This is a genomic window from Paraburkholderia pallida (assembly GCF_004524855.1).
Lineage (GTDB): Bacteria > Pseudomonadota > Gammaproteobacteria > Burkholderiales > Burkholderiaceae > Paraburkholderia > Paraburkholderia oxyphila.
Map to the genome: position 1 here is coordinate 118,846 of NZ_CP038150.1, position 23,649 is coordinate 142,494.

At 66.8% G+C, this 23,649-nt stretch carries 23 protein-coding genes; 19 read left to right on the plus strand and 4 right to left on the minus strand.

Annotated features, from left to right (window positions below):
* Window positions 1-7: 7 nt before the first annotated feature.
* Both E1956_RS27250 and E1956_RS27255 read left to right on the plus strand, forming a co-directional pair.
* Entirely contained in the window at window positions 8-973 is a 966-nt protein-coding gene (locus E1956_RS27250) for an alpha/beta hydrolase (protein WP_134755095.1), read from the plus strand.
* A 37-nt stretch (window positions 974-1,010) separates the two neighbouring features.
* Window positions 1,011-1,937, plus strand: a complete 927-nt coding sequence (locus E1956_RS27255; protein ID WP_134755097.1) for a dihydrodipicolinate synthase family protein — start codon at window positions 1,011-1,013, stop codon at window positions 1,935-1,937.
* Between the two features lie 26 nt (window positions 1,938-1,963).
* Here the strand turns inward: E1956_RS27255 and E1956_RS27260 are convergent, their stop codons facing one another.
* Window positions 1,964-2,623, minus strand: coding sequence for a GntR family transcriptional regulator (locus E1956_RS27260; RefSeq protein ID WP_028222386.1), 660 nt, complete (start codon window positions 2,621-2,623; stop codon window positions 1,964-1,966).
* Window positions 2,624-2,873: 250 nt separating this feature from the next.
* Here E1956_RS27260 and E1956_RS27265 point away from each other — a divergent pair, with 250 nt between their 5' ends.
* The 16 genes from E1956_RS27265 to E1956_RS27340 all read left to right on the plus strand — a co-directional run bounded on the left by E1956_RS27265 (window position 2,874) and on the right by E1956_RS27340 (window position 18,218).
* Window positions 2,874-3,794 carry a fumarylacetoacetate hydrolase family protein gene (locus tag E1956_RS27265; protein ID WP_134757825.1) on the plus strand — a complete coding sequence of 307 codons (921 nt, stop codon included), beginning with the start codon at window positions 2,874-2,876 and terminating at the stop codon, window positions 3,792-3,794.
* A gap of 46 nt (window positions 3,795-3,840) precedes the next feature.
* Window positions 3,841-4,836: an ABC transporter substrate-binding protein gene (locus E1956_RS27270; protein ID WP_134755099.1), complete on the plus strand. Its 996-nt coding sequence runs from the start codon at window positions 3,841-3,843 to the stop codon at window positions 4,834-4,836.
* 43 nt (window positions 4,837-4,879) lie between these two features.
* The gene (locus tag E1956_RS27275) at window positions 4,880-5,500 is read left to right on the plus strand and encodes a VOC family protein (RefSeq protein ID WP_134755101.1); all 621 of its coding nucleotides are present in this window, start codon (window positions 4,880-4,882) and stop codon (window positions 5,498-5,500) included.
* Between the two features lie 12 nt (window positions 5,501-5,512).
* Window positions 5,513-6,256: an ABC transporter permease gene (locus tag E1956_RS27280; RefSeq protein ID WP_134755103.1), complete on the plus strand. Its 744-nt coding sequence runs from the start codon at window positions 5,513-5,515 to the stop codon at window positions 6,254-6,256.
* Window positions 6,256-7,122 (plus strand): ABC transporter ATP-binding protein, encoded by an 867-nt coding sequence (locus tag E1956_RS27285; protein WP_134755105.1) that lies wholly within the window; start codon window positions 6,256-6,258, stop codon window positions 7,120-7,122. Before E1956_RS27280 ends, E1956_RS27285 begins: the two co-directional genes overlap by 1 nt.
* Window positions 7,123-7,161: 39 nt before the next feature.
* On the plus strand, window positions 7,162-8,115 hold the full coding sequence (locus E1956_RS27290; RefSeq protein WP_028222392.1) for a LysR family transcriptional regulator: 954 nt from the start codon (window positions 7,162-7,164) through the stop codon (window positions 8,113-8,115).
* Between the two features lie 126 nt (window positions 8,116-8,241).
* Window positions 8,242-9,732 (plus strand): 2-hydroxymuconic semialdehyde dehydrogenase, encoded by a 1,491-nt coding sequence (locus E1956_RS27295; RefSeq protein WP_134755107.1) that lies wholly within the window; start codon window positions 8,242-8,244, stop codon window positions 9,730-9,732.
* Entirely contained in the window at window positions 9,729-10,550 is an 822-nt protein-coding gene (locus tag E1956_RS27300; RefSeq protein ID WP_134755109.1) for a 2-keto-4-pentenoate hydratase, read from the plus strand. The genes E1956_RS27295 and E1956_RS27300 overlap by 4 nt, the downstream gene beginning before the upstream one ends.
* A complete protein-coding gene (locus tag E1956_RS27305) occupies window positions 10,547-11,518 on the plus strand; it encodes an acetaldehyde dehydrogenase (acetylating) (RefSeq protein WP_134755111.1) in 972 nt (323 codons plus the stop codon). The genes E1956_RS27300 and E1956_RS27305 overlap by 4 nt, the downstream gene beginning before the upstream one ends.
* A gap of 14 nt (window positions 11,519-11,532) precedes the next feature.
* Window positions 11,533-12,573 carry a 4-hydroxy-2-oxovalerate aldolase gene (dmpG, locus tag E1956_RS27310; protein WP_134755113.1) on the plus strand — a complete coding sequence of 347 codons (1,041 nt, stop codon included), beginning with the start codon at window positions 11,533-11,535 and terminating at the stop codon, window positions 12,571-12,573.
* The gene (locus E1956_RS27315; RefSeq protein ID WP_134755115.1) at window positions 12,570-13,364 is read left to right on the plus strand and encodes a 2-keto-4-pentenoate hydratase; all 795 of its coding nucleotides are present in this window, start codon (window positions 12,570-12,572) and stop codon (window positions 13,362-13,364) included. Before dmpG ends, E1956_RS27315 begins: the two co-directional genes overlap by 4 nt.
* On the plus strand, window positions 13,361-13,792 hold the full coding sequence (locus E1956_RS27320; RefSeq protein ID WP_418789315.1) for a RidA family protein: 432 nt from the start codon (window positions 13,361-13,363) through the stop codon (window positions 13,790-13,792). The genes E1956_RS27315 and E1956_RS27320 overlap by 4 nt, the downstream gene beginning before the upstream one ends.
* Before the next feature lie 27 nt (window positions 13,793-13,819).
* Complete coding sequence (locus E1956_RS27325) at window positions 13,820-14,344, plus strand: 3-hydroxyanthranilate 3,4-dioxygenase (RefSeq protein WP_134755117.1); 525 nt, start codon at window positions 13,820-13,822, stop codon at window positions 14,342-14,344.
* A gap of 78 nt (window positions 14,345-14,422) precedes the next feature.
* Window positions 14,423-15,448, plus strand: coding sequence for an amidohydrolase family protein (locus E1956_RS27330; protein ID WP_134755119.1), 1,026 nt, complete (start codon window positions 14,423-14,425; stop codon window positions 15,446-15,448).
* Window positions 15,449-15,514: 66 nt separating this feature from the next.
* Window positions 15,515-16,744, plus strand: a complete 1,230-nt coding sequence (gene kynU / locus E1956_RS27335) for a kynureninase (RefSeq protein ID WP_134755121.1) — start codon at window positions 15,515-15,517, stop codon at window positions 16,742-16,744.
* A gap of 31 nt (window positions 16,745-16,775) precedes the next feature.
* A complete protein-coding gene (locus tag E1956_RS27340) occupies window positions 16,776-18,218 on the plus strand; it encodes an amino acid permease (protein WP_418789316.1) in 1,443 nt (480 codons plus the stop codon).
* Window positions 18,219-18,983: 765 nt separating this feature from the next.
* Here E1956_RS27340 and E1956_RS27345 read toward each other — a convergent pair.
* The gene (locus tag E1956_RS27345) at window positions 18,984-20,306 is read right to left on the minus strand and encodes an MFS transporter (RefSeq protein ID WP_134755123.1); all 1,323 of its coding nucleotides are present in this window, start codon (window positions 20,304-20,306) and stop codon (window positions 18,984-18,986) included.
* Window positions 20,307-20,523: 217 nt separating this feature from the next.
* Here E1956_RS27345 and E1956_RS27350 point away from each other — a divergent pair, with 217 nt between their 5' ends.
* On the plus strand, window positions 20,524-21,486 hold the full coding sequence (locus tag E1956_RS27350) for a LysR family transcriptional regulator (RefSeq protein ID WP_134755125.1): 963 nt from the start codon (window positions 20,524-20,526) through the stop codon (window positions 21,484-21,486).
* Window positions 21,487-21,541: 55 nt separating this feature from the next.
* On the opposite strand, the gene E1956_RS27355 is transcribed toward E1956_RS27350, so the two are convergent.
* Window positions 21,542-22,468: a 2-hydroxyacid dehydrogenase gene (locus tag E1956_RS27355; protein WP_167760138.1), complete on the minus strand. Its 927-nt coding sequence runs from the start codon at window positions 22,466-22,468 to the stop codon at window positions 21,542-21,544.
* 74 nt (window positions 22,469-22,542) lie between these two features.
* Complete coding sequence (locus tag E1956_RS27360; RefSeq protein WP_134755127.1) at window positions 22,543-23,337, minus strand: class II aldolase/adducin family protein; 795 nt, start codon at window positions 23,335-23,337, stop codon at window positions 22,543-22,545.
* Window positions 23,338-23,649: the final 312 nt, after the last annotated feature.

Here is a 23,649-nt window from a genome sequence, read left to right on the forward strand (position 1 = left end):
GTCTGGGATGCACGCTGTACGGGAGCCGCTGGGTAATTTGTCTGATGAAATTCGGGAGCGCTTCGCACAGATCGGGCGTATCTGGGGAGGCGACATCAATGCGCATCGCGATTGCGTGATCGAGGCGTACAGCCCGCTCGTCGCGGCGGCGAGCGCGGCCGACAGCACCTGCGAAATCACACGCGACCGTGCTTACGGCCCGCACGCACGCCAGCGCCTCGACGTGTTCGTGCAACCCGCGACGCACGCCCAGGGAGGCGCTGACGTCGTGCTGTTCGTGCACGGCGGCGCGTTCGTGCGCGGCCGCAAGAGCGTGAACGGACTCATTTACGACAACGTGCCGCGCTGGTTCGCGCGCCAGGGCTGCGTGGCCCTCAATGTGGAATATCGGCTCGCGCCCGAAGCGCCATATCCGGCGGGCGCCGAGGATGTTGCCGCCGCGCTCGCGTGGGCGCGTGCGCACGTGGCCGAGTTTGGCGGCGACGCAGGGCGGATCTTTCTGGTCGGCCATTCGGCGGGCGGCGCGCATGTTGCGGCTGTGCTCGGCGATCCATTGCTCGACGCGCAGCGAAAGGCCGGCGCGTACGCGCCGCCGGCGGGCGCCGTGCTGATCAGCGCGCGCCTCGTGGCCGACGTCCTCGCCGACAACCCCAATGCCGCCGGCGTGCGCGCGTACTTCGGCGCAAACGAAGCGGACTATGCGCAGCGCTCGCCGCTCGCGCACGCCGCGCGCATCGACGTGCCGCTGATGATCGTGGTGGCCGAATTCGAGAATCCGTATCTCGACGCCTACGGCGCCGCTTTCTTCGCGCGCGTGGCCGAGGCGCGCCAGCGCGGCAAAAGCGCAGGACAGCGCGCGCAGCCGCTGCGTTTCATGCAGATGGCGCGCCACAACCACACTTCGGTGGTCGCCCATTTCGACTCCGGCGAGACGCTGCTCGGCGACGCGATGCTCGCGTTCTTCCGCTCATGAACGGCCGTCTTCCTCTTTCCATCTTCAGGAGAACAGAATGTCCGCTTTCGCCGCGCCGCGCGTGTTCGCGCCGGTTCTCACGCCGTTCGATGCCACGCTCGCCGTCGACATCCCGCAACTCGTTGCGTACTGCCGCTGGCTAGTCGGGCAGGGCGCGGGTCTCGCGCTATTCGGTACCAACAGCGAGGCCAATTCGCTGAGCGTGGCCGAGCGGCGCGCCGTGCTCGAGCGCGTGTGCGCGGCCGATATCGATCCGGCCCATCTGCTGCCGGGCACGGGCGCATGCGCGCTGCCCGACGCCATCGAGCTCACGCGCCATGCGACGCAGGCAGGCTGCGCCGGCGTGCTGATGCTGCCGCCGCTCTACTACCGGGGCGTGAGCGACGACGGGCTCTTTGCCTACTACTCGGAGGTGATCGAGGCGGTGGGCTCGAACGACTTGCGCGTGCTGCTCTATCACATCCCGCAACTCTCTGGCGTGCCGATCTCTCACGCGCTGATCGAGCGGCTCGTGGCCGCATACCCGCGCACCGTGGTGGGGATCAAGGACAGCTCGGGCGACTGGGCGAACACGGCGGGGCTGCTCGCGCGCTTTCCGGGCTTCAAGGTGTTTCCCGCCTCGGAGGCGCTGCTGGGCCTCGCGCTGCCGCTGGGCGCGGCGGGCTGCATCTCGGCCACGGCGAACCTGCAGCCCGCCGCGATTGCGGAGGTGCTCGCGGCGGCCACGCTGGAGGCACGCAGCGCCTGTGTCGAGCGGGTCTCGACGATCCGGCTCGCGTTGCAGGCGCTGCCGATGATTCCCGCGCTCAAAGCCGTCGTGGCGCATTACTCGGGACATGCCGGCTGGGCGCGTGTGCGGCCGCCGCTCGTGCCGTATGGGGCGCTCGATGCGCGCGCGTTGCTCGCACAACTGCGGGCGCTAGGCTTCGCGATGCCCGCGCTCGCGCAGGCGGCGGCGCGATGAAGACGCGGCGTGCGGGCTGCGCGGGCTCAGGCGCGCTCGCGCTCGCTGCGCTGGCGCTTCAGGCGCCCGAGCACGACGATCGAGAGCCGCGCGGTGTGGTCGCGCATCGCGTTGTAGGCGCGCTCGGGGTTCGAATCGAGGATGGCGGCGACGATCTCGCGGTGCTCGCCGGCCGCCGCCTCGAAGCGCGAGGGCGACGCGGGCTGCGCCGCGCGAAAGCCCGCGAGCCGCTGGCGCTGCACCGCGATGATCGACGCGAGCGACTTGCTCTGTGCGCCCTTGCAGATCAGCTCGTGGAATTCGCGGTTCAGCTGCAGATAGGTGGCTTCGTCGCTGCGCGCGATGGCCGCGTTCATTTCCGTTTCGAGCTCTTCGAGCTGCTTTTTCTCGACGAGGCTCATGCGCTGCGCGCTCAGGCGGCAGCACAGCGCTTCGAGCTCGCACATGGCCTCGAGCATGTCGGCCAGCTCGTCGAGGCTGAATTGCGCCACGACCACGCCCTTGCGCGGCGTGAGCTCGACCATGCCGCGCGCGGCCAACTCGCGCAGCGCCTCGCGGATGGGCGTGCGCGAGGCGTTCAGGCGCTCGGCGAGCACGGCTTCTTCGAGCTTCTGGCCCGGCTCGAGCGTGCCGTCGATGATTTCGTCGAACAGCAGGCGATAAATCTTGGAGGAGAGCGTCGTCATCGTGTCGGTCGTGGGTTGGGCGCCGTAGCCCGGGAAGCGGCCTGGTGCGGAGCTGGAACATTATGCGCCAGCCGCCAGAGCGGCTCAATCGGGCATGCCGGTCGGCCAGCTGGGCTCCAGTGTACGCGGCGGCGGGAGAATGCCCGCTTGGTGTATACCTGAATATTATTAAAAATACACAATGTCATCATTGTATACGAGAAGCGACGATTCGAAGATCAGCCTGACGATTGAACAAGCGAGGACACAAGTGATCTGGTACGCGATTGCAACGTATGAACGGGACGGCCGCACGGCGGCGGGGATCGTGGTGGACGGCGCGCTGTACGACGCCGAGGCGCTGCTCGCGCGCACGGGAGGCGCGAACGCGCCGCTCGACGTCGACACGCTCGTCGCCCACTGGGACGCAACGAGTGCGGCCACGCTGGCGGATCTCGAGCGCGCGGCGCGCGCCGTGGCCGAGGGCACCGCGGGCGTCGCGCCGCAAGTGGGCTACCGGCTGCGGGTGCCGTTCACGCCGCGGCGCATCTTCGCGGCGGCGTCGAACTACTACGAGCACGCGCGCGAAATGGGCACCGAGCTCGCGCCGCGCGAGGAAAGCACGCCTTACATGTTCATGAAGGCCGAAACGAGCGTGGTGCCCACGCTCGCCGACGTCGTGATGCCGGCCGAAGCGCAACGCGTGGACTGGGAGGTGGAACTGGCCGTCGTGATCGGCCGCGGCGGCCGCCACATCGCCGTGGCGGACGCGTTCGAGCACGTCGCGGGCTATACCGTGCTCAACGACGTGAGCGCGCGCGATCTGAACCGCCGCACCGACTATCCGTTCAAACACGACTGGTTTCGCGGCAAGAGTTTCGATACCTTCGGTCCCTTCGGCCCCTGGCTCGTGCCGCGCGCGTGCATTGCCGAGCCGCAGAACCTGCGCATGCGCCTCGCCGTGAACGGCGAAACCATGCAGGACGGCAGCACGTCGGAGATGATCTTCAGCATTGCCGAGCAGATCCACTATCTCTCGTCGATCCTGACGCTGCAGCCCGGCGACGTGATCGCGACCGGCACGCCCACGGGCGTCGGCATGGGCCGCGGCATCTTTCTGAAGCCGGGCGACGTGATGGTGGCGTCGATCGACGGCATCGGCTCGATCGAGAACGCACTCGTGCGCGCCTGAGGCGCGCGCGAGACAGGGCAGCGGGCCCCCCAAATCGGAGGCAGACATGTTTGAGCGGGTAGGCGCGTGCATGCGCGCGCTGGTGCTGGCGGCGGGACTCCTGGCTGTGTCGGGCGCGCAGGCGACCGACACGGTGCGCGTGAACCTCGGCTGGCTGCCGCAGGGCAGCACGGGCGGCATCCTGCTCGCGCAAGCGCAGGGCTATTACCGCGACGCCGGGCTCGACGTGAGCATCATGCGCGGCTACGGCGGCCAGCGCACCGTCAACGAAGTCGACGAAGGGCTGTTCGAGTTCGGCTACGGCGACCCCGTGAGCGTCACGCTGAACCGCGCGCAGGGCGGCCACGCGGTGCTCGTGGGCGCCGTGAACACGCGCTGGCCGGGCGCGATCTGCTATCTCGAGCGGCCCGGCTTCAAGGTGAGCTCGCCGAAGGATCTCGCGGGGCTCACGCTCGGCGGCGGCGGCGCCTCGGCCGTGCAGAACATCGTGCCGGCATGGCTCAGGCAGAACGGCATGGCGCCCGGCGCCATCAAGCTCGTGCGGCTCGATCCGGCCGTGATCAACACGGCGCTGCTGCAAAAGCGCATCGACCTTTCGGAATGCTGGGAGGGCGCGAGCCTGCCCGTGCAGGCCACGATCGCCGAGCGCGCGGGGCAGCGGCTCGGCAAGCTGCTGTATCGCGACTTCGGTCTGGACATGATGGGCAGCGGCCTCGTGACGACCGATACCTATGTCGCGCAGCATGCGGATGTGGTCAAGCGCTTCGTCGATGCGACCTACCGTGGCTATGCGTTCATGCGCGACCATCCGCAGGCCGCCGCCGACGCGATCGCCAGGCAGTATCCGATGCTCGACCGCGCGATCCTGCTGCAGCAGATCGAACAGAGCAACGTGCTGATCGCCGACGACCCCGCGCATCACCGCATGGGCTGGCTGCGGCCCGAGCGCATGGACGCGACCGCGCAGTTCGTCTCGCAGGCATTCGGCCTGAACGGCAAGGTCAAGGCGAGCGACCTCTACACGAACCGCTTCGTGCAATGAACGACAATCGGGCGCGGTGCGCGCGCCCCACAGGAGAGTGGCTATGAACAGCTTGCGTCCCCGGCGCCTCGGACACATGGTGCTGATGGTGCGGGACATTCACCGTTCCGCGCAGTTCTACACCGAGGTATTGGGCCTGAAGGTGTCCGACTGGATCGGCGACCAGATGGTGTTCCTGCGCGCGGGCAGCGATCACCACGACCTCGCGCTCTCGCAGTTGCCCAAGGACAGCCCCGACTTCGACGATCTGCCGCGCTACACGCGCCCGGGCCTCGAGCACTTCTCGTATCTCGTCGAAAGCTACGAGGAGATGGAGCGCTCGGTGCAGGTGCTGCAGTCGCACGGCGTGGAGATCGTGCGCGGGATCGGCCGGCATGGGCCCGGCAACAATCTGTTTCTGGTCTTCAAGGACCCGGACGGCAACAACGTCGAGATCTACTGCGAGATGACGCAGATCGGCGAGCACGATCCGCACGAGCCGCAGGTGTGGGAGCGCACGATCGAATCGTTCGACCAGTACCGGTTCGAGCGCTTCGTCGTGCCGCCGCCGCCGCATCTCGTCGCGCAGAAGGCGGGCGGCGCAGGCAAGCCGGCCGAACCCGCCGCAAGCCAGGGCGCAAGGCCGGAAGCAAGGCAAGAAGCGGCTCGCGACGGCGACGACTGAAACGGAGCGCACATGAAAAGGCTGATCGAAGTGGTGGCGTTCTGGGTGGCGGTAGGTCTCGTCTGGGAGTTCGGAGTGCGCTGGAGCGGCACGCGCGAGTACATCCTGCCGCCGCTCTCGACGATTTTCGCGGCGGGCTGGGCCATGCGCGCGCAACTGCTGGCCGATACGCTCACGACCGCATGGGAAGTGTTCGCGGGCTTCGCGCTCGCGCTCGCGGGCGGACTCGCGCTGGGCTTGCTCGCGAGCCTCTCGCAGATCGCGCGCCGCACGCTGCTGCCGTTCGTGACCGCGCTGCAGAGCATGCCCAAGATCGCGCTCGCGCCGCTGCTGATCGTCTGGTTCGGCTACGGCTTTGCGTCGAAGCTCGCCGCGGCGGTGCTGTTCGCGTTCTTCCCCGTCGTGATCGCGACGATGGGCGGCCTCGCAAGCGTGCCGCAGCATCTCGACGAGCACCTGCGCGCGCTCGGCGCCTCGCCCGCGCGCACGTTCTGGCATCTGCGCCTGCCTGCCGCGCTGCCCGCGCTGATGGACGGCCTGAAAATCGCGATGCCGCTTGCCGTGATCGGCGCGATCGTCGGCGAATTCATCGGCTCGGAGGACGGTCTCGGGCATTTGATCGTGTTCGCGACGTCGAATGCGCAAACGGCGCTATCGTTTGCGGCAATCCTGGTGGTCACGATGCTCGCGATGGCGTTCTACGGCGCCGTCGATCTCGTGTCGCGTGCGGTCTGGTGGAGAGGAGTCACGGTGTGATGGCACTCGTCAATCTGTTGCGCGCCGGCGAGCGCGCGAGCGCGGCCGATGCCGCGGAGCCCGGTGCGCGCAGCGCGCAAAGTGCGCGCGATGAACGCGCGGCCGCGCTCATCGAGGTCCAGCATGCGGGCAAGCACTATGAGGCGCGCGGCGGCGCGCAGGCCTTCAGTGCGCTCGAGGACGTTTCGCTCGAGGTGGGCCAGCGCGAATTCGTCTCGATCCTCGGGCCGAGCGGTTGCGGCAAGAGCACACTCCTGCGCATGATCGCGGGCCTCGCGCCGTGCGACACGGGCAGCATCTGCGTGGGCGGGCGGCGCGTGAGCGAGCCGGGCGAGGACATTGGCGTGGTGTTCCAGACGAGCAACATGTTGCCGTGGCTCACCGTGGGCGCCAATATCCGGCTCGGCGCGAAATTGCGCAAGCTGCCGCGCGCGCAGGTCGAGGCGCGTCTGCCCGCGCTGCTCGACACGCTCGGCCTTGCGCAGTTCGTCGACCGTTATCCGCACGAGCTTTCGGGCGGCATGCGCCAGCGCGCGGCGATTGGCCAGATCCTGCTGCTCGAGCCGCGCGTGATGCTGATGGACGAGCCGTTCGGCGCGCTCGATGCGCTCACGCGCGACCGCCTGAACGTCGAGCTGCTGCGCATCTGGCAGCAAAGCACGCTCACCGTGCTGCTCGTCACGCACAGCATTCACGAGGCCGTCTTTCTCTCGGACCGCGTGCTGGTGATGTCGGCGCGTCCGGGCCGCGTGCAGCACGACGTGAAGATCGACCTGCCGCGTCCGCGCCAGCCCGACCAGACGCGCAGCGACCCGCGCTATGGTCGCTACGTGACCGAACTTTCAAAAATGATGGGCGTGTTTTGAGCGCGGCGCGCCCGCGCACACTCGATGTGAAAACCAGCCATGCCAGTGAATCCCCTCAGTGAGCTCTCCCTGATCCGCCGGCTCAAGCTGAGCCAGCTGATGGTGTTCGAGCGGGTGCTCGAAACCGGTTCGGTCGTGCGCGCCGCGAACGAGATGCGGCTCACGCAGCCCGCCGTGACCAAAGTGATACACGAGCTCGAATCGTGTTTCGACGGCGAACTGTTCTCGCGCTCCAACCGCGGCGTGGTGCCGACCGAGCTCGGGCTGCTGCTCGGCCAGCGCGTGAAGTCGCTGATGGCGGAGCTGCGCTACATGACCGACGAGCTGAACGACTTCCGCCTCGGCACGAGCGGGCACGTGATCGTCGGCACGCTCATTTCGGCTTCGGCGCGGCTCTTGCCGCAAGCCATCGCGAAGCTCAAGGCGCGCGCGCCCAACGTGCTCGTCACCGTGCGCGAGGGCACGCCCGCCCACCTGTTTCCCGCGCTCGCCACCGGCGACGTCGATATCGTGGTGGGCCGCCTGCCCGAGCGCGAGCTGCCGATCGCCAGCGCCTTTCCGCTCACGCACGAAGCGCTGTTCGACGAGTCGCTCTGCGCCGTGATGGGCGGCAAGGGCGGCGCGCCGGTGCCCGAGGGCGTCGTGCACCTGGCGGCGCTGGTGGATTTGCCGTGGATCCTGCCCACGCCCGACTCGCCCGCGCGCCTTGCCGCCGAGCATCTGTTCCGCGCGGCCGGGCTGCCGTTGCCGACCGATATCGTCGAGTCGCTCTCGCTGCTCACGAACATCGGCCTGCTGCTGGAGACGCCGCGCATCGCGCTGATGCCGCGCGTGGCCGCGCGCCAGTTCGCGGACGCGGGCCTGTTGCGCATCCTCGATCTGCCGGAGACGGGGGCGTTTGGCACGATCGGCTTTTCGGTGCGCTCGAACAAGGCCCAGAGCGCCGCGTGCCGCGGCTTCATCGAGTGCCTGCGCGAGGCCGCCGCGGGCTGAAACCCGCGTGGCGGGGCGCGCCGCCCGGTATTCCAGATTGGCATATCGAGCGCCGAATGTTTGATTGTCGCGAGTCGCGCGACTTCCCTAGACTGGTGTGAACACATCAATCGAGCAGGAGGCGTTGTGATTCCAGAAGCATCCGACACCGCGCATGCGCCGCGGCTATTGCGACACTACATCGACGGTGAGTTCGTTGCCAGCACAACGACATTCGACGACTTGAGCCCAGTGGACGGCACGCTCGTCGCACGCGTGTGCGAAGCCGACGCGCAGAGCGTCGGGCGCGCCGTAGAGGCGGCGCGCGCGGCACAGCGCGCGGGCTGGGGCGAGACCACGCCGGCCCAGCGCGCGGCGTGGCTCACGCGCATCGCCGACGGCATCGAAGCGCGCTTCGAGGACTTCGTCGCGGCGGAAGTGGCCGACACGGGCCGCCCGCTTGCGCAGGCGCGCGCGCTCGACGTGGCGCGTGGCGTCGCGAATTTCCGCACTTTCGCCGAGCTGATCCGCAGCGCGCACAGCGAATGCTTCGAGACGCACACGGCGGACGGCGGCCAGTATCTGAACTACGTCACGCGCAAGCCGCTCGGCGTGGTCGGCATCATCTCGCCGTGGAATCTGCCGCTGTTGCTGCTCACGTGGAAGGTCGCGCCCGCGCTCGCGATGGGCAACTGTGTCGTCGCGAAGCCTTCGGAAGAAACGCCGGGCTCGGCGGCGCTGCTGGCCGAGGTGATTCATGAGGCCGGTCTGCCGCGCGGCGTGTTCAACCTGATCCACGGGCACGGCCCGAACGCGGCCGGCGAGTTCCTCACGCGGCACCCGGGCATTTCGGCCATCACGTTCACGGGCGAATCGCGCACGGGCAGCGCCATCATGAAAGCCGTGGCGGACGGCGTGAAGGAGGTGTCGTTCGAGCTGGGCGGCAAGAACGCGGCCGTGGTGTTCGCCGACGCGGACTTCGATGCGGCCGTGGAGGGCGTCCTCAAGTCGAGCTTCACGAACGCGGGGCAGGTGTGCCTGTGCAGCGAGCGCGTGTACGTCGAGCGGCCGATCTTCGAGCGCTTCGTCGCGGCGCTGAAGGCGCGCACCGAAGCGCTGCGCGTGGGCGCGCCCGACGACCCCGCGGCGACGATGGGCCCGCTGATCTCGCGCGGCCATCGCGACAAGGTGCTGTCGTATTTCCGCCTGGCGCTGGAGGAGGGCGCGCAAGTGGTGACGGGCGGCGGCGTGCCGGCATTCGGCGACGCGCGCGATAGCGGCGCATTCGTGCAGCCGACCATCTGGACCGGCCTGCCCGATACGGCGCGCTGCGTGCGCGAGGAGGTCTTCGGGCCGGTGTGCCACCTCGCGCCGTTCGATACGGAGGACGAAGTGATTGGCCGCGTGAACGACAGCGCCTATGGGCTCGCGGCCAGCGTCTGGACCACGCAGCTCGCGCGCGGGCATCGGGTGGCCAGACGCATCGAGACCGGCATCGTGTGGCTCAACGCCTGGTTCGTGCGCGACCTGCGCACGCCGTTCGGCGGCACGAAGCTCTCGGGGATCGGCCGTGAGGGTGGGCGACATTCGCTCGACTTCTATTCGGAACTGATCAACGTCTGCGTGAGGGTGGCATGAGCGCAATCGACCTGAACGCGGCGCACGCGATCGCGCGCCGGCTGCGCGAAGCCGAGGCGTCCGGCATCCCTTGTGCGCCCGTGCGCGGCGACATCGCGGCACTCGGCGGCGACGCGCTCGCGGCCGCCTACGCGGTGCAACGCATCAATACCGGGGAGCGGCTCGCGGCGGGCCGGCGGCTCGTGGGCCGCAAGATCGGGCTGACCTCGAAGGCGGTGCAGGCGCAACTGGGCGTCGCGCAGCCCGACTTCGGCATGCTCTTCGACGACATGGCGATTGCCGACGGCGAACCCATCGCGCTCGCGCGCACGCAGCAGCCGAAGGTGGAAGCCGAGATCGCGCTCGTGCTTGCCGACGACCTGCCGCACGAGCGGCACACGATTGCCGACCTGCTGCGCGCGACGGCCTATGCGTTGCCGGCCATCGAGATCGTAGGCAGCCGGATCGCGGGCTGGGACATCCGTCTCACCGACACCGTGGCGGACAACGCCTCCAGCGGTCTTTTCGTGCTCGGCAACCGGCCCGTGAAGCTCGACGCGTTCGACGCGATCGCCTGCGGCATGGTCCTCGAGCGGCGTGGCGAGCCGGTGAGCGTGGGGGCGGGCGCGGCCTGCCTCGGCAATCCGCTCTACGCGGCGCTCTGGCTCGCCGACACCATGGTGCGCGTGGGCGCGCCGCTCGCGGCGGGCGACATCGTGCTCACGGGGGCGCTCGGGCCCATGGCCGCGGTCGCGCCCGGCGACGTGTTCACCGCGCAGATCGAAGGCCTCGGCAGTGTGAGCGCTTCCTTTACCCTCGAACCGGAATCCGCGTCATGAAAGACAACGACAAGCTGGCGGCCGCCATCATCGGCTCCGGCAATATCGGCACCGACCTGATGATCAAGGTCCTGCGTCACGGCAAGCACCTGCGCATGGGCGCGATGGTCGGCATCGACGCGGCCTCGGACGGCCTCGCACGCGCCGGGCGCCTGGGCGTGCCGGTCACGGCGCAAGGCATCGAAGGGCTCGTGGCGATGCCCGAGTTCGAGGACATCCGCATTGCCTTCGATGCGACCTCGGCCGGCGCGCACGCGCACCATGCGCAAGTGCTGCGCCGCCATGGCGTGCGCGTGATCGACCTCACGCCCGCCGCCACCGGGCCGTTCGTGGTGCCGGTGGTGAACCTGTTCGAGCATCTGGACGCGCCGGACATCAACATGGTCACGTGCGGCGGCCAGGCGACGATTCCCGTCGTCCACGCCATCTCGCGCGTGGCGCCGGTGCACTACGCCGAGATCGTCGCGTCGATCGCGAGCCGCTCGGCGGGGCCGGGCACGCGTGCGAATATCGACGAGTTCACGCAGACGACCGCACGCGCGCTCGAGACCGTGGGCGGCGCCGCGCGCGGCAAGGCGATCATCGTGCTCAATCCGGCCGAGCCGCCGCTCATGATGCGCGACACCATCTACTGCCTGACCGACGAAGACGCCGACACCGGCGCCATTGAGCGCTCGGTGCGCGCGATGGTGGCCGCCGTGGCGAGCTATGTGCCCGGCTACCGGCTCAAGCAGGCCGTGCAGTTCGACCGGCTGCAACTCGATCAGCGGCTGTTCGGCCAGGGTAAGGAGGCGAACTCGCCGGAGGCCCGGGCGAACGGGCGCCGCGCGGGCCTGAAGGTGAGCGTCTTCATCGAAGTGGAGGGCTCGGCGCATTACTTGCCCAGCTACGCGGGCAATCTCGACATCATGACCTCGGCGGCGCTGGCCGCCGCGGAGCAGATCGCGGCAAGCCGCGTGGCGGCATGAAGGGGACGACGGCCATGACCGGAAACACGAAGAAGATTTATATCTCGGACGTGACGCTGCGCGACGGCATGCACGCGATCCGCCATCAGTATTCGCTCGACCAGGCGGTCGCGATCGCGCGCGCGCTCGACGCGGCCGGTGTGGACAGCATCGAGGTCGCGCACGGCGACGGTCTTGCGGGATCGAGCTTCAACTATGGCTTCGGCGCGCATACCGACCTCGAATGGATCGAGGCCGTTGCGGGGGCGGTCGAGCGCGCCCGCGTGGCCACGCTGCTGTTGCCCGGCATCGGCACCGTGCACGACTTGCGCGCCGCGTGGGATGCGGGCGCGCGCACCGTGCGCATCGCGACGCATTGCACCGAGGCCGATGTCGCGAAGCAGCACATCGAATACGCGCGCGAGCTCGGCATGGACACCGTAGGATTCCTGATGATGGCGCACATGACGACGCCCGAGGCACTCGCCGCGCAGGCGAAGCTCATGGAAAGCTACGGCGCGCAATGCGTGTACGTCGTGGATTCGGGCGGCGCGCTCAATATGCACGAAGTGGCTGCGCGCTTCGACGCGATGAAGGCCGTGCTCGACCCCGCGACACAAACGGGCATGCATGCGCATCACAATCTCTCGCTGGGCGTGGCGAATTCGATCGTGGCGCTCGAACACGGCTGCGACCGCATCGATGCATCGCTCACGGGCATGGGGGCGGGCGCGGGCAATGCGCCGCTCGAAGTGTTCGTGGCGGCGGTGGACCGCATGAAGCTCGATCACGGCTGCAACGTGAAGCTGCTCATCGACGCCGCCGACGACATCGTGCGCCCCCTGCAGGAGCGGCCCGTGCGCGTGGACCGCGAGACGCTCGCGCTCGGCTATGCGGGCGTTTATTCGAGCTTCCTGCGCCATGCCGAAGCGGCGGCCGCGAAGCACGGGCTCACGGCGTTCGAGATCCTGGTCGAGCTCGGCCGCCGCCGCATGGTTGGCGGCCAGGAGGACATGATCGTCGACGTCGCGCTCGACCTCGTGAGCGCGCGCAATGCCGCGAAGGAGGCGGCATGAGCGATCTCGATGCCATGGCCGCCCGGCTCGACGCCGCCGCGCGCGACGCCACGCCGATTGCGCAGCTCGCCGAGTTCACACCGGGCGCGAGACTCTCGCTCGACGAAGCGTACGTGGTGCAGCGCGCGTCGATCGAGCGGCGCATCGATCGCGGCGAGATCGCGGTGGGGGTGAAGCTCGGCTTCACGAGCCGCGCGAAGATGCTCCAGATGGGCGTGGACAGCCTGATCTGGGGCTGGCTCACCGATGCGATGCTCGAGGAGGACGGCGGCCGCGTCGCGCTCGAGCGCTTCATCCACCCGCGTGTGGAGCCCGAGGTGTGCTTCCTCACGAGCCGCGACATCGACCGGCCGCTCACGCTGCTCGAAGCCGCGCAGTATCTGGATGCCGCAGCGCCGGCGCTGGAGATCATCGATTCACGCTACCGCGATTTCAAGTTTTCGCTCGAAGACGTGGTGGCCGACAACTGCTCCTCGGCGGGGCTCACGATCGGTCCGTGGACGCGCCGCTTCGACGCGCTCGCCAACGCGGGCGTGCTGATGCGCATGAACGGACGCATCGTGCAAACAGGCTCCACGGCCGCGATCCTCGGCCACCCGCTGCGCTCGGTCGTGCAGGCTTCGCGCCTCGTCGCGCAAAGCGGGCTGGTGCTGCCGGCCGGCTCGCTGATCATGGCGGGCGCCGCCACGGCCGCGCATGCGCTGGCGCCCGACACCCACGTGCACTGCCTCGTCAACGAACTCGGCAGCACCGAATTCACCACCGCATCCACGAACCACAGACTCTCATGATGAACCAACCGACTCCTCAGGCGCGCGTGGTACCCGGCAAGGCCAAACCGCGCGGCCGCTTCCCGCACATCACGCGCGCGGGCGACTTCCTGTTCGTCTCGGGCACGAGCGCGCGGCGGCCCGACAACAGCATCGCGGGCGCCGCCGCCGACGAGCTTGGCGCCGTGACGCTCGACATCCGCGCGCAAACGCGCGCCGTGATCGAGAACATCCGCGACATTCTTCGCAGCGAGGGCGCGGACCTGTCGAACCTCGTCGAAATCTCGTCGTTCCTCGTCAACATGAACGACTTCCTCGGCTACAACGAGATCTATGGCGAGTACTTCGACGAGACCGGGCCCACGCGCACGACCGTGGCCGTGCATCAGCTACCGCATCCGCATCTGCTGATCGAGATGAAAGCGGTGGCGTACTCGCCGAATCGATAAACCCCAGCCGCGTGGAGCGAGGCAGACATGTTGACTTACGGCAGACCGTTCAACTTCCCGCGCTGGATCGACGAGCATGCGCATTTGCTCAAGCCGCCCGTCGGCAACCAGCAGGTATGGCAGGACAGCGACTTCATCGTGACCGTGGTGGGCGGGCCGAATCATCGCACCGACTATCACGACGATCCGCACGAGGAGTTCTTCTACCAGTTGCGCGGCAACGCGTATCTGAACCTGTGGATCGATGGACGCAAGGAGCGTGTCGACCTGCGTGAGGGCGACGTGTTCCTGCTGCCGCCGCATGCCCGGCATTCGCCGCAGCGGCCCGAGGCCGGCAGCGCATGCCTCGTGATCGAGCGGCAACGCGCGCCGGGCATGGTGGACGGCTTCGAGTGGTACTGCGACGCCTGCGGCCACCTCGTGCATCGCGTGGAGGTGCAGCTCAAGAGCATCGTGAACGACCTGCCGCCGCTCTTCGAGGCGTTCTACGCCAGCGAGGCGCAGCGCCGCTGCCCGCAGTGCGGCCAGATTCATCCGGGCAAGGCCGGGTAACCGGCACCGGGTCTGCATGGCGATCCCCCTGGGCGCCGCCGCAGGGGCCGCCGAAGCGTTCCAACCGATCAACAGACAATGACACTTCGAATCGACATGCACTCGCACTTCTTCCCGCCCGTGACGCGGGAAGAGGCCGCCGCCCTCGATGCGCAGCACGCGCCGTGGCTGCGCATCGACGCGGACGGCAAGCAGGGCACCATCATGACCGGCGAGCGCGCATTCCGCCCCGTGCATCGCCCCTTGTGGGACCCGGCGGCGCGGCTCGCGGAGCTGGACGCGCTGGGTGTGGACCAGCAACTGATCTGCGCGACGCCCGTGATGTTCGGCTACCGCCACGACGCGGCCCGCGCGCACGAGTGGGCGGCGCGCATGAACGACCGCGCGCTCGAACTCTGCGCCCACGCACCGGCACGCCTGCTTGCGCTTGCCCAGGTGCCGCTGCAGGACGTCGACCTCGCGTGCCGCGAAGCGACGCGCGCGTGCCGCGCGGGTCATCGCGGCGTGCAGATCGGCAATCACCTCGGGCCGCGCGATCTGGACGACGCCCACCTCGTGACCTTCCTCACGCATTGCGCCAACGAAGGGATTCCCGTGCTCGTGCACCCGTGGGACATGATGACCGACGGCCGCATGAAGAAGTGGATGCTGCCCTGGCTAGTCGCGATGCCGGCGGAGACGCAGTTGAGCATCGTCTCGCTGATTCTCTCGGGCGCGTTCGAGCGCATTCCGAAGACGCTGAAGCTGTGCTTCGCGCATGGCGGCGGCAGCTTTGCCTTCCTGCTCGGGCGCGTGCAGAACGCGTGGGAGCAGCGCGACATCGTGCGCGAGGATTGCCCGCATCCGCCCATCTCCTACCTCGAACGCTTCCACGTGGACAGCGCGGTTTTCGATCCGCGCGCGCTGCAACTGCTCGTGGACACGATGGGGGAGGAACGCGTGATGCTGGGCTCCGATTACCCGTTTCCGCTTGGCGAGCAAAAGATTGGCGACCTGGTGGCGGGGCATCCCACACTCACGGCGAGTGCCAAGGCGAAGATCCTCGGCGGCAATGCGCAACGTTTCTTTGGCTTGACGGAGCCGGTCACAGCAAAGACGCTTTGAAACCCGAGGCGCGGTGTCCTTACTCAGCCAGCCACTTATGCAATATATATTGGAATCCTAAGCAAAATGATCACACGGGAACAGTGCGCCGCGCTAGACGCGGCCGACCCTCTCGCGCATTGCCGCGCACGCTTTAACCTGCCGGCCGATACGATTTACCTCGACGGCAACTCGCTCGGCGCGATGCCCGCGAACGTGCCCGCGCGCATGAAAACCGCGCTCGAGGACGAATGGGCGCACGGCCTGATCCGCTCGTGGAACGACGCCGACTGGTACCCGGCGCCCCAGCGCACCGGCAACAAGATTGCGAAGCTGATTGGCGCGGGACCCGGCGAAGTCATCGTGGCCGATTCGACCTCGGTGAATCTGTTCAAGGTGCTGGTGGCCGCGACGCGCATGCGGGCGGAGCGCCGCGTGATACTCGCCGAACGCACGAACTTCCCGACCGACGTCTATATCGCGTCGAGCGTCGCGCAGATGACGGGATGCGAGCTGCGCTGCGTCGACCCAGAGGAGGTGATGTCCAGCATCGACGACTCGGTGGCGGTCGTCTCGCTCACGCACGTGAACTACAAGAGCGGCAAGCGCTACGACATGGAGGCGGTGACGCGCAAGGCGCACGAAGCGGGCGCACTGATCGTCTGGGACCTGTGCCACTCGGCCGGGGCCATGCCCGTGCATCTGAACGGTTGCGAGGCGGACTTCGCCGTGGGCTGCGGCTACAAGTATCTGAACGGCGGCCCCGGCGCGCCTGCGTACGTGTTCGTCGCGAAGCGTCATCTGGCGGACCTGAATCAGCCGCTCACCGGCTGGCACGGCCATGCGAAGCCGTTCGAGTTCACCCACGACTACGCGCCGCACGCGGGCATCGACCGCATGCTCACGGGCACCGCGCCGCAACTGGGCGTGATTGCGCTGGAGGCCGCGCTCGAGGCGTTCGAAGGCGTCGACCTCGAGGTGTTGCGCGCGAAGAGCGTGGCGCTTGGCAACCTGATGATCGAACTGGCCGACCAGCACCTCGCGGGACTCGGCTGCACGCTTGCCTCGCCGCGCGACGCCGGCCAGCGCGGTAGCCAGGTCTCGCTCGCGCACGCAGAAGGCTACGCGGTCATGCAGGCGCTCATCGCGCGCAAGGTGATTGGCGACTTCCGCGCGCCGGACATTCTGCGTTTCGGCTTCGCGCCGCTTTACGTGCGCTACGCCGACATCTGGGACACAGTCTCGGCGCTCAAGGACATTCTCGAAACATGCGCTTGGGATAACGAAGCATTTCATGCACGTAAATCGGTGACCTGACCCATCCACGGCAGGACGACAGAGGAGACACATGATGACGCAACATAGGGGCTTCGACGCGATCGTCGAACGTGAGAAGGGCTTGCGGCGCGGCCTGTCGACGGCGCAGCTTTCGATGATCGCCATTGGCGGGGCCATTGGGACCGGGCTCTTTCTCGGCAGCGGCTTCGCGATTGGCTTCGCGGGCCCGAGCGTGCTCGTGAGCTATGCGATTGGGGCGCTGATCGCGCTGCTGCTGATGGGGTGTCTGGCTGAGATGACGGTCGCGCATCCCACATCGGGCTCGTTCGGCGCTTATGCCGAGCACTATATCGGGCCATTGGCCGGGTTTCTGGTGCGCTACGCGTACTGGTCGTCGATCGTATTTGCCGTGGGCACGGAAGTCACTGCGATCGCGGTCTACATGAAGTACTGGTTTCCCGCGATCCCGGGCTGGTACTGGATCGTGGGCTTCTCGGCGGCGCTCATCGGCGTCAACATCGTGAGCGTGAAGGTGTTCGGCGCCGTCGAATATCTGTTCTCGATGCTCAAGATTGCTGCCATCGTGGCGTTCATCGTGCTCGGGGCGTGGGTGGTGTTCGGCGCGCCGGCCGGCTCGGGTATTGGGTTCGCTAACTACACCTCGCACGGCGGGTTCTTTCCGAAGGGTGTGTGGGGCATGTGGGTGGCGGTGATCGTCTCGATTTTCAGCTATCTGAGCATTGAGATGATTGCTGTGGCGGCGGGGGAGGCGCAGGATCCGCACCGGGCCGTTACGCGCGCGTTTCGGGCGACTATGGTGCGGCTTGTGTTCTTTTATTTGCTGACGCTTGCGCTGATGCTTGCGATCGTGCCGTGGACGGCTGCGGGCGCTAATGAAAGCCCGTTCGTGAAAGTGATGGCGGCTACGCATGTGCCGGGCGCGGCTGGCGTGATCAACTTCGTGATTCTCGTGGCGGCGCTTTCGGCCATGAACAGTCAGCTCTATATCACTACGCGGATGATGTTCAGTCTTTCGCGTGCGGGTTATGCGCCTGCTCGATTTGGGCAGCTTAGTGCGAACGGTGTGCCGGTGGCTGCGCTGTTGCTCTCGGCTATTGGTATTGCGCTTGCGACGGTGCTCAATGTGATCTATCCCGATGCATCGTTTATGTTGATGATGTCGGTTTCGATGTTTGGTGCCATGTTTACCTGGCTCATGATCTTTGTGACGCATCTGTTTTTTCGTAGAAAGGTTGGCGCGCGCGCGCTGGCATTTCGGATGTGGGGGTATCCGGGGACCTCGGTTGCCGGTGCGGTGCTTATGGGCGCCGCGTTGGTTACGACCGTTTTTACTCGGGAGTTTCGGATGACTTTGATGTGTGGGGTGCCGTTTCTTGTGGTGCTGGCGGTTGCTTACAGGGTTTGGTATCGTGGGCGCGCGTTAGGTGTTCAGCGCGCTGGTGCCGAGGGCGAGGCTGCGCAGGGCGAGGCTGCCCAGGCGTCTGGGAATTGAACGGGCGTTCGGCTCGCTTGCTCATGTTGTTTGGCCTTAACTTGTATTCGCGGCGGGCCGCAGGCGTTGCCCCTGTGCGGGGCGGCACCTACTTTTCTTTGCCGCGGCAAAGAAAAGTAGGCAAAAGAAAGCCGCTCAAACCGCCAGTGTGACGCAGTCCACCACTGCCCTGTATATCGGAGCGGCTCCGGGGCGTCTGTCACCACTCGCCGTTTATCGGAGTGACTAAGGGCTCATTCATCCGGCGGCGCTACGCGCGCCGTGGGGCATAACAAAAACCATTGGGATATACACGTATTCGCAGAACTCCACGTATTCAAATGGAAGCAATCTCGCATATCAGTAGGACGCCGGCATATTCGTCCGGAACCATTCCTGCGCAATTGCCAATGCGCCCGGAACTACTCCCGCGCAATCGCCAGCAGCACGCCCGGTTTTCCTTGCAGACCCTTCCGCCCGCGCGCAGCGCGTGGCGGGAAGAATGAGCCCCTTGTCACCAAGGCGGAGTGTGCGAGGAGACGGATGCTCCGGAGCCGCTCCGATATACGGGCAGTGGGGGACGGCGTCACACTGGCGGTTTGAGCCGCTTTCTTTTGCCTACTTTTCTTTGCGGCTGCAAAGAAAGTAGCCCCGCACAGGGGCAACGCCTGCGGCCCGCCGCGAATACAAGTTAAGGCCACCGTACGGGGGCCCCACGCCAACAACTGGAGGAATCCAAAACACACGCCAGGAAGTGGCGCGCACTACCACCGCACGCCTGCACAGTTAAGCATTGCGCCCAGAAGGCGGCGCCCATTCCGCCATTGCAAGCTGATTACGCTTATACCTCCCAAGCCCCACAACCCCGACCAGGGTAACAAACGAAAGCACCGAAAAGAACGCAGCAAGCGGCAACCACTGCCCGCTAAATCGCTGAGCGAGCATCGTGCCGATCAGGGGCGTGGTGCCACCGGCGATCATCGTACAAAGCTGATAGGCGATCGAGATACCCGAGTAACGCATCCGCGTGGGAAACGCCGGCGTAATAAATCCCGCGATAACCGCATAAATCGCCGACAGCGTGACCACCGCAAACGAGATGCCGGCCACGATCGCCACAGCGTTTTGCGTTTGCACGAGCAGAAACATCGGATACGGCGTGACCATCGAGAGGACGGCCGCACAGCAGAGAAACCGCGTTTCCCCAAAGCGCTGAGCAAGCAATGCGGAAACCGGCTGCGACAGCAACTGAATAATCGTGACAACGAACAGGCAATCGAGAATAAACGACTTCGACATGCCGAGCCAGGCCGTCGCATACGAAATCATGAAGGTGTTGGTGAAAAAGAAGCCCGCCGAGCCGATCGTGGTGGCGGCCGCCGCCAGCAAGATGGGATACCACGCCGTGCGCAGCACTTCCGCCACCGGATACTTTGCGGCGGCATTGGTGTTGCGCACACGCTCGAATTCCGGCGACTCCTTCACGCCGAGCCGGATCGCCATGCCGATCAACAGCAACACGAAGCTCGCCAGAAACGGCAGGCGCCAGCCCCACGAGACGAAGCTCGCGTGATCGAGCGACGTGACGAAGCGAAACGCAAGCAGCGAGAGGATGAGGCCCGCAGGGCTGCCCATCTGAGGAAACGACGCGAAGAACGTCTTGCGCCCGGGCGGCGCATGCTCACTCGCGATCAGCACCGCGCCGCCCCATTCGCCGCCCACGGCGATGCCCTGCAGGATGCGCAGCAAGACGAGCAGGATAGGGGCCCAGATGCCGATCGTCGCGTAACTGGGCAAGAGGCCGATGCCGGTGGTCGCGATCCCCATCAAAAACATCGTCAGCACGAGCATTTTCTTGCGGCCCACGCGGTCGCCGAGGTGGCCGAAGACCGCCCCGCTCAACGGCCGTGCGATGAAGCCGACGAAGAACGTCCCAAACGACGCCATCGTGCTCAGGAAGGGGTCGTGGCTCGGAAAGAAGATTTCGCCGAGCACGAGTGCGGCAGCGGTCGCAAACGTGTAGTAGTCGTAGAACTCGACGGCGGTGCCGATGAATGCCGCAACGGCGGCTCTCACGGGTTGCTGCGTGCTGGAGGCGGCATGAGCCATGGATTGTCCTGTCTATTAGGTGACTGCAAGGTCAGTGCGGGGTGACGACGTTTGCGAAGGTGAGAGACGTTCCGGATTCGGTGGCAAAATTCGGTGCTCAAGGCGTCGGTGATCAACGCACGCGTGTTGCCTTTATCGAAAATCCAAAATAATTCGTCCAATTTTTAATGATTATTCTGAGTATAATTTTCGCGAATACTCCTTGAATGAACGCGTTGTGAGCAAGAACCGACCCGACACCTGGCTGAACGACCGCCTCGACTGGAACCTGCTGCGGACCTTTCTCGCCATCGCGCGCGAGGGCAGCGTGAGCCGCGCGGCCATGCGCCTGCATCTCACGCAACCGGCGGTCAGCCAGGCGCTGCGGCGGCTCGAGGAGCAACTCGACTTGCGGCTCGTCGATCGTCGCGGCCCGCGCATCGAGGTCACGCAGGCGGGCATCGAAGTGCGCAAGATCGCCGAGGACATCTACGGCACCATTTCGCGGCTTTCGCTGGCCGATGTCGATGCCGCTCGCGATATCTCCGGCGCGGTGCGCATTGGCATCGTGAGCGGCGTCGACTTCCCCGCGTATGACGAATTCCTTGCCGAGTTCCACCGCACTTATCCCCGCATCGAATTCGAAAGCCTCGTGATGCGCAGCGCCGACGTCGTCAACAGCCTGCAGCAGAAAACCTTGACGATCGGGCTCTCGCCGCGCCGCGCGCTGCCTGGGCGCGTGGGCGCCCGCGTGTTCCTGCGCCAGCGCTACGCGCTCTTTTGCGGCCGCCATCACACGCTGTTCGGTCGTGACGACCTGAGCGTTGCCGATCTCGCCGGGCAGGCGTTCGTCTCCTTTACCGGCGACAAAGTTGGCGACCCGCTATCGCCGCTCACGATCTTTCGCGACGAAATGGGCTTCACGGGGCGCGTGATTGCTTCGTCTTCGAGCATGGCGGAGGTGAGGCGCTTCATCTTCGCGGGGCTCGGCATCGGCTGCCTGCCGGAGCACGTCGTGCGCGACGACATCGCTCAGGGCCGCTTGCGGCGTCTGCCGCCCGACGAAGGCGTCGCCGATGTCGACGTCTATTTCCTGTGGGCGCAGGACCGCAAGCTGAGCGCGGCAGAGACGGCATTCGTCGATGCGCTGCATGCGTTCATCGACAGGCAGGAGCCGCTCGCCGCCACAGAGGAACCGTGACGGCCGCGCGCGGCACGCCACGCTTGCCTCGCCTCACCGCGCGTGGCGGCTTCGGTCAATAGCCGCGCGCGACGTCCACCACGTTGCCTAGCGGCTCGCCATCGAGCAGGCGCTGCACGTTGTGCGCAATCTGCTCGCCGATCGTGTTGGCGCTGGCGACCGACGCCATGTGTGGCGTGACGATCAGGTTTGGCGCGCGCCACAGCGGATCGTCGGCGGGCAGGGGCTCGACGGGGAAGACATCGACGATGGCGCCGCCGAGCCGGCCGCTTTCGAGCGCGGCCGCGAGATCCGCCACGACGAGATGCTCGCCGCGGCCGACGTGAATCAGCTTGGCGCCGGGCTGCATCTGCGCGAACGTCGCTGCGCCCAGGATGCCGCGCGTTTCGCTCGTGAGCGGGAGCAGGCACACGAGGATGCTGGTGTCCGCAAGAAAGGCTTCGAAGCCGCTTTCGCCCTCGAAGATCTCGATGCCGGGAAGGGCGCGCGGCTGACGCGCCCAGCCGCGCACCGTGAAGCCGAGCCGCTGCAGATCGAGCGCGACCCGGGAGCCGATCTCGCCGAGACCCATGACGCCAACGGTGCACTGCGCCGGATGCGCCTGCGCGGGGCGCAGCCAGCGCGCGTCGCGCTGGTTGCTCATGACGAGGTCGAGCTGGCGGTGGAAATGCAGCACGCCCCACGTGACGAACTCGCTCATTCCGCGCGCGTGCTGCGGATCGACGACGCGGCACAACGGCAGCGCGGGCAACGCGGGATCGGAGAGGATATTGTCGACGCCGGCGGCAATGCTGTGGATGAGGCGCAAATTGGGCATCGCGGCGAGCGCGCCGGGGGGCGGATCCCAGCAGGCGGCGACTTCGGCATGCGCCGCGCCCGGCTCGCCGTGCATGACGACGTTCAGGGCCGGGGCGGCGCGTTGGATCGAGGCGACAAGATGGGACATGTCGAAGCTCTTGCTCAGCAAAGCGATGGTGGTCATGGCAAAACGCGGTGGGCGCGGGCCTGGGCGGCCGTTAGGTCGGTAAGGGGGCAGCGGCGGGTTCGGCAGCGGGGTCAGCAGCGATAGTCCGAGGCGGGATCGTCGATGAGGCGCAGTGCGGCGCGCCAGGCGGTGTTGGTGATCTCGTCGGAGTCGTCGCGCTGGAACTGCTCGGCGGTGCGCCGGCAGACGGCCTCGGGGGGGATGATCAGCTTCGCGCCGCCGGACATCGCCTGGACCTGCGCCTGGCAGGCGCGCTCCAGGAAGTAGATCTCGTGGAACGCCTGGGCCGCGGTTGCGCCGCCTGCCAGCAGACCATGATTGCGCAGGATCATCGCCTTGTGCGGGCCGAGATCGCGCACGAGGCGCTCGCGCTCGTCGAGGTCGAGTGCGATGCCCTCGTAGTCGTGGTAGCCGAGGCGTTCGTAGAACTTCAGCGCGTGCTGGCTGATGGGCAAGAGCCCGTGTTCCTGGGCGGCCACTGCGATGCCTGCGGCAGTGTGCGTATGCACGACGAAATGCAGGTCCTCGCGCGCCATGTGGATGGCCGAGTGAATCGTGAAACCGGCCGCGTTGACGCGAAAGCGGGTGGGGTCGGTTTGTGCGCGTTCGTCGATCACGTTGCCGAGGTGGTCGATTTTCACCAGGTCGGAGGCGCGCATCTCGTGGAACAGGATGCCGTAGCGGTTGATCAGGAAGGTGGGAGTTGCGCCCGGCAGGCGGGCGGAGATGTGCGTGTCGATCATGTCCGTCATGCGGAAATGCGCGACTAGGCGGTATAGGGCGGCCAGGTTTACCCGGGTTTCCCATTCGGTGGGGGCATAGTCGTTGCGCGTGGCGCTTGGGGGCATATCAGCCGGGGATTGCATCTTGATGTCTCCAGTTCGAGTTCGCGGGTTTCAGGCAGGCATCGTAGTGTTCGGTAGGTGGTGACCTGGCGTCAATTCGATTGTGCTAATGCTTTTTATTAGTGGCATGAATGATTGTAGTTTTGGCCCTAACTTGGATTCGCGGCGGGCCGCAGGCGTTGCCCCTGTGCGGGGCGGCACCTACTTTTCTTTGCCGCGGCAAAGAAAAGTAGGCAAAAGAAAGCCGCTCAAACCGCCAGTGTGACGCAGTTCCCCACTGCCCTGTATATCGGAGCGGCTCCGGAGCGTCTGTCACCACGGGGCGTATAGCGG